We start from the raw sequence: 13,968 nt of genomic DNA, 5'->3' as shown, positions 1-13,968 counted from the left end.
GTTGGTTCGAGCCCTGCGATCGGGGCGCTAGAGGCGCAGGATCCGGCCGCTGGCGGCCACCCCCAGCAGGAGCACCGCGACGCCGAGCAGTGCGATGGACAGGCTGGTGAAATGAGCAACCAGCCCGATCGCGGCCGGTCCCGCCAGGATGCCGGCATAGCCGATCGTGGTGATTGCCGAGACCGCGGCATGCTCGGGCATCACCTTCTGCCGCCCGACCAGGCTGTAGAGCACCGGCACGATGTTGGCGCAGCCGGCGCCGACCAGGGCGAAGCCTGCGAGCGCCGCCTCCCAGGCCGGGTGCAGGGTCGCCAGCGTCAGGCCCAGGGCAGCCAGGAGCCCGCCGGCGGCCAGCACGCGACGCCCGCCGACCCGTCGCACAATCCGGTCACCGAGAAGCCGCCCGATCGTCATGGCCGTGGCGAACGCCGCATAGGCCAAGCCCGCCTGCGAGGGCTCCACCGCACGCAGCCTGGTCAGGAACACGGCACTCCAATCGAGCACCGCCCCCTCGGTCAGGAAGACGACGAAGCACAAAATGCCGATGAACAGCACCACGCCGCGCGGCCAGACGAACAGCGGTCCACCCGCCGCGGCCGCCTCGGGCAGGAGATGCGGTGCCGCCCGGGCGATCGCCAGCAGCACCAGCGCCACGGCGGCCAGGGTGGCGCCGAGCGGCGAGGCGCCCAGGGTCAGGAGCAGGCTCACGCCACCGGCACCGACGATCCCACCCACGCTGAACAGGCCATGAAAGCCGGACATCATCGTCTTGCCGCTGGCCCGCTCGACGATCACCGCCTGGATGTTGACCACGCAGTCGATCGTGCCGATGGCGGCCCCGAAGGCGAACAGGGCCGCCGCCAGCAGCGGGAAGGTCGTAGCGACCGCCAGGAGCGGCAGGGTCAGGCAGACCAGGGCGCTGCCCATGAGGAGGACGCTGCGGCAGCCGAACCGGCCGGCCAGCACACCGGCCAGCGGCATGGCGACGATCGAGCCGCAGCCCAGGCAGAGCAGCAGGAGACCGAGGCTGCCGTCGCCCAGCCCCACCCGCACCTGCGCGTACGGCACCAGCGGCGCCCAGGCGGCCAGGGCGAAGCCCGCGATGAAGAAGGCGATCCGCGTGGACCATTGCTGCTGCCGCCCGGGCACCGCCACGGCCGGCGTGATGAAAGCCTGCATCGATTGCCTGCTGCTGGAGGAACAGGATGGCCGGCCGCTGCCGCAAGCCGCGGTGGTCCGGGAGCCTCGTTCGAGCGGTTCGCTCTCCCGGGCATCAGGGCAACCGGCGAGGTGCCGCAACCCATCGGCGACGGCACGACGCATTTACACCGGCCGACTCGATCAGTGCCGAGAAGCCCTGCGCAGCGTTCGAGCGGCCAGAGCCAGAAACCGCGACGGGCGGGAGGGTTGCCCCTCCCGCCCGTGCGTCGTCCAACACCGTTGGAATCGCTCAGTTCTTCGCGGTGTCGACCAGCTTGTTCTGGCCGATCCAGGGCATCATGGAGCGCAGCTTCTCGCCGACCTGCTCGATCGGGTGGGCGGCTTCCTTGGCGCGGATCGCCTTGAAGCTGGCCTGCGAGGCCTTGTTCTCCAGCACCCAGTCGCGCACGAAGCGGCCTTCCTGGATGTCGGCGAGCACGCGCTTCATCTCGGCCTTGGTCTCATCGGTGATGATGCGCGGGCCGGTCATGTAGTCGCCGTACTCGGCGGTGTTGGAGATCGAGTAGCGCATGTTGGCGAGGCCGCCTTCGTAGATCAGGTCCACGATCAGCTTCACCTCGTGCAGGCACTCGAAATAGGCCATCTCCGGGGCGTAGCCGGCCTCGACCAGGGTTTCGTAGCCGGCCTTGATCAGGGCGCAGGTGCCGCCGCAGAGCACGACCTGCTCGCCGAACAGGTCGGTCTCGACCTCTTCCTTGAAGGTCGTCTCGATGATGCCGGCCCGGCCGCCGCCGATCGCCGAGGCGTAGGACAGGCCGAGGTCCAGGGCGCCGCCGGACGGGTCCTGGTGGACGGCGATCAGGCAGGGCACGCCGCCGCCCTTGGTGTACTCGGCGCGGACCAGATGGCCCGGGCCCTTGGGCGCCACCATCAGCACGTCGAGGTCGGGGCGGGCCTCGATCAGCTTGAAGTGGATGTTCAGGCCGTGCGCGAACATCAGGGCAGCACCCTGCTTCATGTTGGCGGCGAGCTCGTCGGCCCACAGGTCGGCCTGGAGTTCGTCGGGCACCAGCACCATGACGACGTCGGCCCACTTGGCGGCCTCAGCGGGGGTCATGGCCTTCAGGCCGGCGGCCTCGACCTTCTTGCGGGTGGGCGAGTTGGCGCGCAGGCCGACCACGACCTCGGCGACGCCGCTGTCCTTGAGGTTGTTGGAATGGCCGAAGCCCTGGCTGCCATAGCCGATGATGGCGACCTTCTTCGACTTGATCAGGTTGAGATCGGCATCCCGATCGTAATAGACGCGCATGTTTCGCCCCTCCCGGCTCGACAATGACGGATGTTGACGGTGCGGATTACTCGCTGCGGTCGCTTTGCAGCATGCTCTGGCCGCGGGCGATCGCGACCACGCCGGCGCGGCTGACCTCGGCGGGCTCCACCAGCGAGATGAAGGCATCGACCTCGTCGGAGGTACCGGTGCATTCGAACACGAACGAGCCGGGCGTGCTGTCGACCAGGCGCGCGTGCATGAAGTCGGCGATCCGCAGCGCATGGACCAGGCGCTCGCGGGTGCCGGTGATCTTGATGAGCGCCAGCTCGCGCTCGACATGCGGCCCTTCCACGGTCAGGTCCTGGACCTTGTGGACCGGCACAAGGCGGGCCAGCAGGTTCTGGATCTGCTCGATGACGAGGCGGGTGCCGGTGGTGACGATGTTGATGCGCGACAGACCGCGCTCCTTGTCGACCTCGGCTACGGTCAGGCTCTCGATGTTGTAGCCCCGGCCGGAGAACAGGCCGATTACCCGGGCCAGCACGCCCGGTTCATTGTCCACCAGCACCACGATGGTGTGGCGCTCTTCAGGCATCGTCATCTGCGGGGGTATCCCCGTTATCGGTATGTGCGGTGGCGGCCGGCACTCCTGTGCCGGCCGCGGCGAGATCGAGCGAAACGTTGGTTCAGACGGTTACCATGCCGTCTTCGACGCCCTTGACCGGGGCCCAGTCGTCGTCCGGGGCGAGCTGGATCTCGTTGTGGGCGGCACCGCCCGGGATCATCGGGTAGACGTTCTCGGCCTGGTCGGTGATGCAGTCGACGATCACCGGCTTGTCGACCTTCAGCATCTCGCGGATGACGTCGTCGATCTCGTCAGGCTTGGAGCAGCGCAGGCCTACCGCACCGAAGGCTTCCGCCAGCTTCACGAAGTCCGGCAGGCTGTCGTTGTAGCTCTCGGCGTAGCGGTTGCCGTGGAAGAACTCCTGCCACTGGCGGACCATGCCCATGTAGCTGTTGTTCAGGATGAACGACTTCACGGGCAGGCGGTACTGGAGTGCCGTCGACATCTCCTGCATGTTCATCAGCCAGGAGGCGTCGCCGGACACGCAGACCACCAGCGAGTCCGGATGGGCGATCTGGACGCCGATCGCGGCCGGCAGGCCGTAGCCCATGGTGCCGAGCCCGCCCGAGGTCATCCAGCGCAGCGGCTTCTCGAACTTGAAGTGCTGGGCCGCCCACATCTGGTGCTGACCGACGTCGGTCGTGATGTAGACGTCCTGGTCCCTGGTCAGCTCGTAGAGGCGCTGGATCGCGTATTGCGGCTTGATCAGGGTGGAGCTGTTGCGGAAGCCCAGCGAGTTCTTGCCGCGCCACTCCTCGATCTGGCTCCACCAGGCCGCCGTGCGCTCGTTCTTCGCGGGCTCGTTGTCCCGCCGGTTCCAGGCGTCCAGCATGGCGCGCAGGGTCGGCAGGGCGTCGCCCACGATCGGCAGGTCGACCGCGATGTTCTTGTTGATCGAGGACGGGTCGATGTCGACGTGGATCTTCTTCGAGTTCGGCGAGAACTTGGCTGTGGTGCCGGTCACCCGGTCGTCGAAACGGGCGCCGATGCAGACCATCACGTCACAGTCGTGCATGGCCATGTTGGCCTCGTAGGTCCCGTGCATGCCGAGCATGCCCAGGAACTGCGGGTCGGAGGCCGGATAGGCACCCAAGCCCATCAGCGTCAGCGTGACCGGGTAGCCGGTGGCCCGGACCAGCTCGGTGAGCGCGGCACAGGCTTCGGTGCCCGAGTTCACCACGCCGCCGCCGACATAGAAGACCGGCCGCTCGGCGCGCTTGAGCAGGTCGACGGCCTGCTCGATCCGCTCCAGCGACGGCTCGCGCACCTCGACCCGGCCGCGGATGCGCGCCTGCTCCATCGACCGGTAGGGCGCCTGGCCCATCTGCACGTTCTTGGGCAGGTCGACCACCACCGGGCCGGGCCTGCCGGTGCGCGCCACGTGGAACGCCTCGTGGATGGCCGACGCCAGGTCCTCGCCGTCCTTCACCAGGTAGTTGTGCTTGGTGCAGGGACGCGTGATGCCGACCGTGTCGGCTTCCTGAAAGGCGTCGTTGCCGATCATGTGGGTCGGCACCTGACCGGTCAGGCAGACCAGCGGCACCGAATCCATCAGCGCGTCGGTCAGGCCGGTCACCGTGTTGGTGGCGCCGGGGCCCGAGGTCACCAGCACCACGCCGACCTTGCCGGTCGAGCGGGCATAGCCTTCCGCGGCATGCACGGCGGCCTGCTCATGACGCACCAGGACGTGGCGAATCTTGTCCTGCTTGAAGATCGCGTCGTAGAGCGGAAGGACCGCCCCGCCGGGGTAGCCGAAAATGACCTCTACACCCTGCTCTACGAGGGCCGCGAGCACTACCTCGGCACCCGTCATGGGGCGCGAGGCGGCCGTTGCGGTCGCGAGCTTGGTGGTGTCGGTCATCGGTCGAACTCCGCCGGAATCACTGGTTCCGGCACTACGGTTTTGGTGAAGCCCCTCTTGGGCAAAGCGTCATCCTCACCCTTCTCGCGAAGGGCGCGGCAAGCTAACTTCGCGCTTTGGCAGCGTCAACGAAACCTGGACAGAATCCGGGCGGAAACTGCCTCCTGAACCGCCAGATCGTCGCCGAAACCGGCACAAGGCTGAAGCGCCCTCAGCCGATGGCGCAGAAACGTCACCTGTCGTTTGGCATACTGGCGGGTCGAGATTACGGCAGCCGCCAGCGCCTCGGCCGGCGGGACCACGTCGGTGATGCAGCGCGCGAACTCGGGCACGCCCACCGCCTTGAGCAGCGGCGAGTCGGCATGGGCCGGCTCGGCCAGGAACGCCGCCAGCTCGTCCAGCGCCCCTGCCGCCAGCATCTGATCGAGGCGCCGGCCGATCCGGGCGACCAGCTCGTCCCGCGCCGGCAGCAGGGCCACGCCCTCCGGCTCGACGCCGATATCGATTCGTGCCGGCGGGTCCGCGTGCCAGGCGAGCAGGGAGCGGCCGGTGGCCCGTCGCACTTCCAGGGCGCGCATCAGCCGCTGCGGGTCGGTCGAGCGGAGGCGAACGGCCATGGCCGGGTCCTCCTCCGAGAGGATCCGGTGCAGCGCTGCTGGTGGCAGGCTGCGCACCTCCGCCCGGATGTCGGCCGGGATGTCGGGCACCGCGGCGATACCGTGCAGGAGCGCCTCCAGATAAAGGCCGGTGCCGCCGGTGATGACCAGTGGCGCGTCCGGTTCGCGCTCGAGCAGGTCGGCCAGCAGCCCCAGCCAACGTCCCGCCGACCCGGTCTCGAGCGGGTTCCAGATGCCGTACAGGGCGTGTGGAGCCAGGCGCTCGTCCGCCGGCGACGGCCGTGCGGTCAGGATCGGCAGGTCGCGGTAGAGCTGCATCGAATCGGCGTTCACCACCGTGCCGCCCAGGGCCTGCGCCAGCCGGATCGCCAGGGCCGACTTGCCGCTGGCGGTGGGCCCGCCTATCACGATCACCGGGCGCTTCATGTTGCAGCGCAGCATTCACGGGAGTCGGAGATGACGGTGGTCACGCTGGTGAGCGATCCGGACGCGCGCCTGCTGACACCCGCACTGGTGGCACAAGCGTCCCGGGCGCTGCGGGCCGAGGCGGCGGTGCTTTCGGACGGCGAGGCGGTGGCGTTCGAGGTCGAAGAGAGCGCCAGCCCGCTGCCTCCGGTGCTGGCCGACATCGTCGGGGATCGGCGGATCGACGTGGCGGTGATGCCGTCCGGGAACCGGCGCAAGCGCGTTCTGCTCTGCGACATGGACAGCACGGTCATCACCACCGAGTGCATCGACGAACTGGCCGATCTCCTGGGCATCCGCGCGGAGGTGGCGGCGATCACCGAGCGGACCATGAACGGCGAGCTGGATTTCGCGAGCTCGGTCAAGGCGCGGGTGCAGCTCCTGGCCGGGCTGGAGGAGAGTGCCATCGAGCGGCTGCTCGCCGAGCGGATCCAGCTCATGCCGGGAGCCCGGACGCTGGTGAGGACGATGCGGGCCCATGGCGCCCGCACCGCCCTGGTCTCGGGCGGCTTCACCCGGTTCACCGGGCCGGTGGCGGCACGCACCGGCTTCGACGAGCACCACGCCAACCTGCTGGAGATCCAGGACGGCCGGCTCACCGGTCGGCTGGTGCCGCCCCTGCTGGATGCCGATGCCAAGCTCAGGACGCTCGACGAGATCACCGGGCGGCTGGGTCTCGGCCGCGCCGATGCGCTATGCGCCGGCGACGGCGCCAACGACATCCCGATGATCCGGGCGGCCGGGCTGGGCGTGGGCTTCCGTCCCCATGCCAGGGTCGCCGAGGTCGCCCCGGTCGTGATCCGGTATGGCGACCTCACCGCGCTGCTGTTCATCCAGGGCTATCCGCGCAGCGCATTCGCTGCCGGCTGACGCTGACGGAGGCTAGCCGCCTCCGTCGCGCGGCTCAGCTGGCCAGGCGGAGCGCCACGAAGCGCAGGTCGCCCTGCCGCTCCACCATCAGGAGGATGTTGCGCTTGCCGGACGAGCGGGCCTCCTCGACCTTCTCCGCCAGCTCCTTGGGCGTGTTGACCGGATCCTGCCCGGCCTCCAGCACCACATCGCCCGGCTGGAGCGATTCCTCGGCGGCCGAGCCGTCGGGAGCGACCTCGGTGATCACCACACCCTTGGTCACGCTGTCGCCCAGCTGGAACTGGCTGCGGCTCTCCGCGGTCAGTTCCTGGACCTTCAGGCCGAGCGGATCGATCGCGACCACGGCACCGGGCGGCGTGTCGGGCTGATCGCTGCCGGAGGGTTCCTCGGTGGCCGCCAACGTCTCGTCGTCCGGCAGCTCGCCCAGCGTCACCTTGACGGTCTGCTTCTCGCCCTTGCGCCAGATCAGGACCTCGACTTCCTTGTTGACGGCGGTCTCGGCGACGATGCGCGGCAAGGAGCGCATCCGGTCGATCTTCTTGTGGTCGAACTCGAGGATGACGTCGCCCGGCTGGATGCCTGCGGCGATCGCGGGACCGCCCTCCTGGGTGGAGGCGACCAGCGCGCCGGCATCCTCCTCCAGGCCCAGCCCCTCGGCGATCTCCTGGGTGACCGCCTGGATGCGCACGCCCAGCCAGCCGCGCGCGACGCGGCCAGTCTCCTTCAGGCTGTCGATGATCGGCTTGGCGATATTGGCGGGAATGGCGAAGCCGATGCCGACATTGCCACCGGACGGCGAGAAGATCGCGGTGTTGATGCCGATCACCTTGCCGTCCATCCCGAAGGACGGGCCGCCCGAATTGCCGCGGTTGATGGCCGCGTCGACCTGGAGGAAGTCGTCATAGGGGCCGGCATTGATGTCGCGGTTGCGGGCGGACACGATGCCGGTGGTGACGGTCGAGCCCAGGCCGAACGGGTTGCCGATCGCCATCATCCAGTCGCCGACCCGGATCCCGTCGCTGTCGCCGAGCTCGACATAAGGGAACGGCTCATCGCGCTCGATCTTGAGCAGCGCCAGGTCGGTCTTGCTGTCGGTGCCGATCATCTTCGCGACATACTCGCTGTCGTCGTTCAGGATGACCTTGATCTCGTCGGAGTCGGCGATGACGTGGTTGTTGGTCACCACGTAGCCGGTGGGATCGACGATGAAGCCCGAGCCTAAGGAGAAGGCGCGCCGCTGCTGCTCGGGCGGCCGCTGGCCGCGACGGTTCTGGTCGAAGAAGTCGCGGAAGAACTCCTCGAACGGCGAGCCCGGCGGGAACTGGGGCATCGGCATCGCCTGCTGGTCGTTCGGCTGGACCTGCCGGCTGGTGGAGATGTTGACCACGGCCGGCGCCACCCGCTCGACCAGCGGTGCAAAGCTCGGCGGCGCGAAGGTTCGCGAGTCGGCCGGTACGTTGTCGCCGAGGGGTGCTGCGTCCTGCGCCTGCAGGCTGCCCGGCGCCAGGCTGCAGCCGAGCAGCATCATCGCAAGTGCCGGCAGGGCAGCGGCCGGGCTGGACGGGAGCGAGATAAGCTTGCGAACGATCATACCCGAAATCCTGCTGGCACGGCGTCTGACCGCCATGGCATCTCGGTCGGCCCGCGCGCGACCGACCGGACCTGACATCGTCAATGTAGGCGCGCTCCGGCCGCACGGCCATAGCACCTCGGCGTCATGGCACAGAACAGCGGCACCGCCGGCCCGTCAGCCGCGCAGCAACCATACTGCGACGACCCCGGTGACCGCAAAGGCCAGTCCGCCATAGCGCAGCATTCCCTCGTCGCTCTCCGCGGCCCGCGCGGCGACCCGACGCATCATGCCGGGGAACAGGGTCCAGAGGATCCCCTCCACCACCAGCACGAGCGCCAGGGTCTGCAGCAAATTCATCATCGGGAGCCTGTCCCCATGCGAACGGGCGGGACAAGTCCCGCCCGCGCCGTTCAGGGCTGTTGCGCCTGGGGTTCAGGCGCCAGGGCGCCCAGCCGCCGGTCCGCCTCGTCCGCAGCCGGCGCCGCCTGTCCGGCGGGTGCGGTGGGAGGCGCTGCGGCCGCCTGGCTCTGTGGGGGGTCGTACTCGCGGAAGTAGCGGAAGAAGTCGCTGTCCGGAGAAATCACCAAGTTGGTGTTCCCGTCACCCAGAGCGGTGCGATAGGCCTGCATCGAGCGGTAGAACTGGTAGAAGCCCGGATCCTGCCCGTACGCCTCGCCCGAGATCCGGGTCGCCTCCGCATCGCCCTCGCCGCGGAACACGTCCGCCTGGCGCATGGCGTCCGCGATCAGCACGCGCCGCTCGCGATCGGCGCGCGAACGGATCCGCTGCGCCACCTCGGCACCCTGCGCACGCAGCTCGTTGGCTTCGCGCTGCCGTTCGGTCTGCATCCGCTGGAAGATCGCCTGGCTGTTCTGCTCGGGCAGGTCGGCCCGCTTGATGCGCAGGTCGACCAGCTCCACGCCGAAGCCCTGCATCGAGCGATTGGTTTGGTCGCGGATCCGCTGCATGAGCGTGCCACGCTCGGCGCTCAGCACCTGCATCAGCCCGGCCTCGCCCAAGACGCCGCGCAGGTTGGAGGACAGGATCGGCCCGAGCCGGCTCCGGAAGGACTCCTCGTCTCCCGCCGCCTGGCGGAAGCGGGTCGGCGAGTTGATGCGGTAGCGGGCGAACGCGTCCACCACGAGCCGCTTCTGGTCGCCCAGGATCAGCTCGACCGACGTGGCATCGTAGTCGAGCACCCGCTTGTCGAAATAGGTGACGTTGTCGACGAACGGCACCTTGAAGTGCAGGCCGGCATCACGGACCTCGCGGACCGGCTCACCGAACCGCACCACCAGCGCCTGCTGCGCCTCGTTCACGGTGAACAGGCTCGAGTAGAGACCGATCACCACGACAGCGGCGGCAACTCCGACGGTTGCGACGACGCGGTTGGTCATTGTGTGCCTCCGGTCGTCGATGGGTCGGGCAGGATGGTCGATGAGCCTGCGCCGCTGGCGGGAGTCCGCCCGGAGGGTGCTGCGCTGCGTGGCAGTTCCGTGAGAGGCAGGTAGGGCACCACGCCTTGGCTGCCGTCGGGCTGGTCGATCAAGGTCTTCTGCGTACCGTTCAGCACGGATTCCATGGTTTCGAGGTAGATGCGCTGGCGGGTCACGTCCTGGAAGCTGCGGTACTCGGCCAGCACCGACAGGAAGCGCTGCGCCTCACCCTGTGCTCTGGCTACCTGCTCCTGCTGGTAGGCCTGGCCTTCCTGGAGGATCCGCTCCGCCTCACCTCGGGCACGCGGGATGATGTCGTTGGCGAACGCTTCCGCCTCGTTCTGGGCACGCTCGCGGTCGGCCATGGCGCGCTGCACGTCACGGAACGCGTCGATCACCTCCTGCGGCGGGTCGGCTTTCTGCAGCTGGACCTCGTCGATGACGACACCGGCACCGTACTCGTTCATCAGGGCCTGAATGATCTCGCGGCCGCGCTGCTCGATCTGCCGGCGACCCTCGGTGGTGACTTCCGCGATCGGGGTCTGGCCGACCAGCTCGCGGATGGCGCTCTCCGAGGCGGCCTTCACCGTGTCGGCCGGGTCGCGGATGTTGAACAGATAGAGGGCCGGGTCGCTGATCCGCCAGAACACCACGAAGTTGATGTCGACGATGTTCTCGTCGCCGGTCAGCATCAGCGCCTCTTCGGGCACCTCGCGCGCGTTCACCCGGCTGCCGGCCTGACTCACACCCGAGGAACGGAAGCCTACCTCGACCCGGTTGACGCGGGTGACCTGCGGCTTGAGCACCGAGCCGATCGGCCAGGGCCAGTTGTAGTTCAGACCGGAATCGGTGACCGCGTTGAGATGGCCGAACACCAGCTCCACGCCCTTTTCTTCCGGCTGGACGAAATAGAAGCCGCTGAGCAGCCAAGCGCCCACGGCCAGGCCGGCGATCGTGGCGATCACCGGCGTGCTGGGCAGGCCGCCGCGCCCTCCCCCGCCACCGCCGCCCGGGAACAGCTGCCGGACCCGTTCCTGGCTCTTGCGGATCAGCTCTTCCAGGTCAGGCGGTTGCGAGCCGCCACCACCTCCGCCGCCACCAGGACGCGGCGCCCAGGGGCCACCGCCACCCTGTCCGCCGTTCCATCCGCCACCGCCATTCGGGTTCCAGGGCATCAAGCCTCACCTAGCCGGGGGGACCAAGGTCCCTAATCGTCATCCAAAACCTCCCCTCGCGAGATCGGACACCTGCCGTCCGCCCTCCAAGTCGGGCTGTCTGTCCGCTATATGACCACGACAACAGGCGGGTTCAACATGGCTGACTTGACCAAGGAACAGGTTCTTCAGGCGCTGGCGGCGGTGCCGCTGCCGGGCAGCGGCAAGAACCTGGCCGAATCGGGAATCATCGGCGGCATCGTCATCAAGGGGGCCAATGTCGGCTTCTCCATGGAGATCGACCCGTCCCGGGCGGAAGCGATGGAGCCGGTGCGCCGGGCGGCCGAGGCCGCGGTGCGGGCGCTTCCAGGCGTGACCTCGGCCACGGCGGTGCTTACCGCCGAACGGCCGGCCGGTGCCGGCCGCCCCCAGGAACCGGCGGCCCGCGGCGCACGGCCGCAGGGGCAGCCGGCACCACAGGGCGTGCCGGGCGTGCGCGGGATCATCGCGGTGGCGTCCGGCAAGGGCGGGGTCGGCAAGTCGACCACGGCGATCAATCTGGCGCTGGGGCTGGCGGCGATCGGCCAGCGCACCGGCATCCTCGACGCCGACATCTATGGCCCCTCCATCCCGCGCATGGTCGGCGCATCGGGCCGGCCGACCTCGCCGGACGGCAAGCGGCTGGAGCCGATGCGTGCCTGGGGCATCCCGACCATGTCGATGGGCTACCTGGTCGAGGAGGACACGCCGATGATCTGGCGCGGCCCCATGGTGCAGAGCGCCATCCAGCAGATGCTGAACGACGTGGCCTGGGGCGAGCTCGACGTGCTGGTGGTCGACCTGCCGCCGGGTACCGGCGACGCGCAGCTCACCATGGCGCAGAAGGTGCCGCTCACCGGTGCCGTGATCGTCAGCACGCCGCAGGACATCGCCCTGCTGGACGCGCGCAAGGCGATCCAGATGTTCCGCAAGGTCGACGTGCCGATCCTCGGTATCGTCGAGAACATGAGCTATTACTGCTGCCCGAACTGCGGGCACCGTGCCGATATCTTCGCCCATGGCGGGGCCAGGCAGTGCGCCGAGGGCTATGGCGTGCCGTTCTTGGGCGAGGTGCCGCTCGACATCCGGATCCGCGAGACCTCCGACGGCGGTGCGCCCGTGGTGGCCTCCGATCCGGCCTCGCACCATGCCGAGGTGTATCGCGCGATCGCCGCCGAGGTCCGCCGGCAGATGGACGAGGTCACCGGCGCGGCAAGGCCCTTCCCGCGCATCGTCTGGCAGTGACGGGTCCGGCAGGGATGCTGGACCATGTCTCGATCACGGTGAGCGATCCGGCGCGCTCGATCCCGTTCTACCGGGCGATCATGGCGGCGTTGGGCCAGCCCTGCGTCTGGGCGGATGCCGATGCGGCGGGCTTTGGCGAGCGCGCCGACGCCCGCCACCCGGCACGCAGCTACCTGACCGTGCGGGCGGGTCTGGCGGGGTTGGCCGACCGCCGGCACTGGGCGTTCAAGGCGGAGACCCGTGCGGCAGTGCGGGCCTGGCATGCCGCCGGCCTGGCCGCCGGCGGGCGCTGCGACGGCCCGCCCGGCCTGCGCCCGCACTATCACCCGGACTATTACGCCGCCTTCCTGCTCGATCCGGACGGCAACCGGGTGGAGGCGGTCTGCCACGCCGCAGACGGCGGCTGAGCGGCCTTCCTCGGTTCCGGAACATCTGCCATCAGGTTGCAGCGATCTGGCTCCGCAATGGCGCCGGGATCGTACTACGGCCCGAGGCCGGCGCCAGCGAGGACCATGAATGGCTGATTCGATCGTGGCCGATATCGAGACGGTCGGCCGGCTGAGAGCGGTCCCGGCCATCCTCGAGATCGTCTCGACGATCACCGGACTGCGCTTTGCCGCGGTGGCCAGGGTGACCGGCGAGCGGTGGGTGGCCTGCGCGGTCCTGGACAAGCTCGGCTTCGGCCTGAAGGTCGGCGGGGAGCTGGAGGTCACCTCGACGCTCTGCCACGAGATCCACGGCGCCAGGGCGCCGATCGTCATCGACCATGCCAGCCAGGACCAGATCTATTGCGGCCACCCGACGCCGCGGCAGTACGGCTTCGAGAGCTACCTCTCGGTGCCGATCATCCGCCGCAACGGCGAGGTGTTCGGAACGATCTGCGCGCTCGATCCCCTGACGGCCAGGCTGCGCGACAGCAAGATCCTGGAGATGGTCCAGCTCTATGCCGAGCTGATCTCGGCCCAGCTCAAGCTGGAGGACCAGTCTGGCGCCAGCAGGCTGGCCCTGCACGACGCACTGGAGACCGGGTCGCTGCGCGAGCAGTTCATCGGCGTGCTGGGTCACGACCTGCGCAACCCGCTGTTCTCGGTGATCTCCGGCCTCCGCCTGCTGAGCAGGCTGCCGCCGGACCAGGATGCGCAGCTCATCCTGCACCAGATGGAACAGAGCTGCACCCGCATGTCCCGGCTGATCGAGGACATCCTGGACTTCGCCCGCGGCCGCCTGGGTGGCGGCTTCCAGCTGGCGCTGCGGCCCGTGGATGATCTAGGCGCGGAACTGGGCCGGGTCGTGGCGGAGCTGGCGGCTAGTTTTCCGGAACGGCGGATCGAGACGGACATCCGATTCGACCGGCCGGTAGCCTGCGATCCCGACCGGATCGGGCAGCTCCTCTCCAACCTCCTGGCCAATGCGCTGGTCCACGGGCGGCCGGACGGGCCGGTCCAGGTGTGGGCGGGGCTGGCGAATGGCGGCTGCGTGCTGGAGGTCACCAACCATGGGCCGCCGATCGAGCCGGAGATCATGGCCCGGATGTTCCAGCCCTATACCCGTGCGATGCGCGGCGGGGGCGGCCTGGGCCTCGGCCTCTACATCGCCGACGAGATCGCCAGGGCGCATGGCGGCGCGCTGTCGGTCCGCTCGGCCGAGGCGAC

General features: G+C 69.0%; 13 protein-coding genes. 4 read left to right on the top strand and 9 right to left on the bottom strand.

Annotated elements, in window-relative coordinates; all coding sequences use genetic code 11:
• Nucleotides 1-27: 27 nt before the first annotated feature.
• The 5 genes from VNS22_RS01085 to miaA all read right to left on the bottom strand — a co-directional run bounded on the left by VNS22_RS01085 (nt 28) and on the right by miaA (nt 5,975).
• Nucleotides 28-1,179 (bottom strand): MFS transporter, encoded by a 1,152-nt coding sequence (locus VNS22_RS01085; protein ID WP_325728724.1) that lies wholly within the window; start codon nt 1,177-1,179, stop codon nt 28-30.
• A 271-nt stretch (nt 1,180-1,450) separates the two neighbouring features.
• The gene (gene ilvC / locus VNS22_RS01080) at nt 1,451-2,470 is read right to left on the bottom strand and encodes a ketol-acid reductoisomerase (protein ID WP_325728721.1); all 1,020 of its coding nucleotides are present in this window, start codon (nt 2,468-2,470) and stop codon (nt 1,451-1,453) included.
• Nucleotides 2,471-2,516: 46 nt separating this feature from the next.
• A complete protein-coding gene (gene ilvN / locus VNS22_RS01075; RefSeq protein WP_325728719.1) occupies nt 2,517-3,032 on the bottom strand; it encodes an acetolactate synthase small subunit in 516 nt (171 codons plus the stop codon).
• Between the two features lie 85 nt (nt 3,033-3,117).
• On the bottom strand, nt 3,118-4,917 hold the full coding sequence (locus VNS22_RS01070; RefSeq protein ID WP_325728717.1) for an acetolactate synthase 3 large subunit: 1,800 nt from the start codon (nt 4,915-4,917) through the stop codon (nt 3,118-3,120).
• A 125-nt stretch (nt 4,918-5,042) separates the two neighbouring features.
• Complete coding sequence (gene miaA / locus VNS22_RS01065) at nt 5,043-5,975, bottom strand: tRNA (adenosine(37)-N6)-dimethylallyltransferase MiaA (RefSeq protein ID WP_325728714.1); 933 nt, start codon at nt 5,973-5,975, stop codon at nt 5,043-5,045.
• Nucleotides 5,976-5,990: 15 nt separating this feature from the next.
• Here miaA and serB point away from each other — a divergent pair, with 15 nt between their 5' ends.
• Nucleotides 5,991-6,869 (top strand): phosphoserine phosphatase SerB, encoded by an 879-nt coding sequence (gene serB / locus VNS22_RS01060; protein ID WP_325728712.1) that lies wholly within the window; start codon nt 5,991-5,993, stop codon nt 6,867-6,869.
• A 34-nt stretch (nt 6,870-6,903) separates the two neighbouring features.
• On the opposite strand, the gene VNS22_RS01055 is transcribed toward serB, so the two are convergent.
• The 4 genes from VNS22_RS01055 to hflK form a co-directional block, all read right to left on the bottom strand.
• Nucleotides 6,904-8,460, bottom strand: coding sequence for a DegQ family serine endoprotease (locus VNS22_RS01055; protein ID WP_325728710.1), 1,557 nt, complete (start codon nt 8,458-8,460; stop codon nt 6,904-6,906).
• Between the two features lie 156 nt (nt 8,461-8,616).
• Nucleotides 8,617-8,802, bottom strand: a complete 186-nt coding sequence (locus VNS22_RS01050; protein ID WP_325728708.1) for a DUF2065 domain-containing protein — start codon at nt 8,800-8,802, stop codon at nt 8,617-8,619.
• Nucleotides 8,803-8,852: 50 nt separating this feature from the next.
• Nucleotides 8,853-9,839 carry a protease modulator HflC gene (gene hflC / locus VNS22_RS01045; protein ID WP_325728706.1) on the bottom strand — a complete coding sequence of 329 codons (987 nt, stop codon included), beginning with the start codon at nt 9,837-9,839 and terminating at the stop codon, nt 8,853-8,855.
• On the bottom strand, nt 9,836-11,053 hold the full coding sequence (gene hflK / locus VNS22_RS01040; protein ID WP_325728705.1) for an FtsH protease activity modulator HflK: 1,218 nt from the start codon (nt 11,051-11,053) through the stop codon (nt 9,836-9,838). Before hflK ends, hflC begins: the two co-directional genes overlap by 4 nt.
• A 138-nt stretch (nt 11,054-11,191) precedes the next feature.
• Here hflK and apbC point away from each other — a divergent pair, with 138 nt between their 5' ends.
• The 3 genes from apbC to VNS22_RS01025 all read left to right on the top strand — a co-directional run.
• Entirely contained in the window at nt 11,192-12,316 is a 1,125-nt protein-coding gene (gene apbC, locus VNS22_RS01035; RefSeq protein ID WP_325728703.1) for an iron-sulfur cluster carrier protein ApbC, read from the top strand.
• Nucleotides 12,317-12,330: 14 nt separating this feature from the next.
• Nucleotides 12,331-12,723, top strand: coding sequence for a VOC family protein (locus VNS22_RS01030; RefSeq protein ID WP_349261673.1), 393 nt, complete (start codon nt 12,331-12,333; stop codon nt 12,721-12,723).
• Between the two features lie 109 nt (nt 12,724-12,832).
• Nucleotides 12,833-13,968, top strand: a 1,136-nt coding sequence (locus tag VNS22_RS01025) for a GAF domain-containing sensor histidine kinase (RefSeq protein WP_325728701.1), incomplete at its 3' end; no start/stop codon positions are given.

It is taken from the genome of Geminicoccus sp. (genome assembly GCF_035556675.1).
In the GTDB taxonomy this organism is placed as follows: Bacteria; Pseudomonadota; Alphaproteobacteria; order Geminicoccales; family Geminicoccaceae; genus Geminicoccus.
Note: the sequence above shows the minus strand (reverse complement) of the source record. Positions and strands in the feature narration are given on the sequence as shown.

Excerpts from the sequence above, each read along its gene's own strand:
- VNS22_RS01085 (WP_325728724.1), bottom strand. The coding sequence starts at position 1,179 with ATGCAGGCTTTCATCACGCCGGCCGTGGCGGTGCCCGGGCGGCAGCAG.
- ilvC (WP_325728721.1), bottom strand. The coding sequence starts at position 2,470 with ATGCGCGTCTATTACGATCGGGATGCCGATCTCAACCTGATCAAGTCG.
- ilvN (WP_325728719.1), bottom strand. The coding sequence starts at position 3,032 with ATGACGATGCCTGAAGAGCGCCACACCATCGTGGTGCTGGTGGACAAT.
- VNS22_RS01070 (WP_325728717.1), bottom strand. The coding sequence starts at position 4,917 with ATGACCGACACCACCAAGCTCGCGACCGCAACGGCCGCCTCGCGCCCC.
- miaA (WP_325728714.1), bottom strand. The coding sequence starts at position 5,975 with ATGCTGCGCTGCAACATGAAGCGCCCGGTGATCGTGATAGGCGGGCCC.
- serB (WP_325728712.1), top strand. The coding sequence starts at position 5,991 with ATGACGGTGGTCACGCTGGTGAGCGATCCGGACGCGCGCCTGCTGACA.
- VNS22_RS01055 (WP_325728710.1), bottom strand. The coding sequence starts at position 8,460 with ATGATCGTTCGCAAGCTTATCTCGCTCCCGTCCAGCCCGGCCGCTGCC.
- VNS22_RS01050 (WP_325728708.1), bottom strand. The coding sequence starts at position 8,802 with ATGATGAATTTGCTGCAGACCCTGGCGCTCGTGCTGGTGGTGGAGGGG.
- hflC (WP_325728706.1), bottom strand. The coding sequence starts at position 9,839 with ATGACCAACCGCGTCGTCGCAACCGTCGGAGTTGCCGCCGCTGTCGTG.
- hflK (WP_325728705.1), bottom strand. The coding sequence starts at position 11,053 with ATGCCCTGGAACCCGAATGGCGGTGGCGGATGGAACGGCGGACAGGGT.
- apbC (WP_325728703.1), top strand. The coding sequence starts at position 11,192 with ATGGCTGACTTGACCAAGGAACAGGTTCTTCAGGCGCTGGCGGCGGTG.
- VNS22_RS01030 (WP_349261673.1), top strand. The coding sequence starts at position 12,331 with ATGCTGGACCATGTCTCGATCACGGTGAGCGATCCGGCGCGCTCGATC.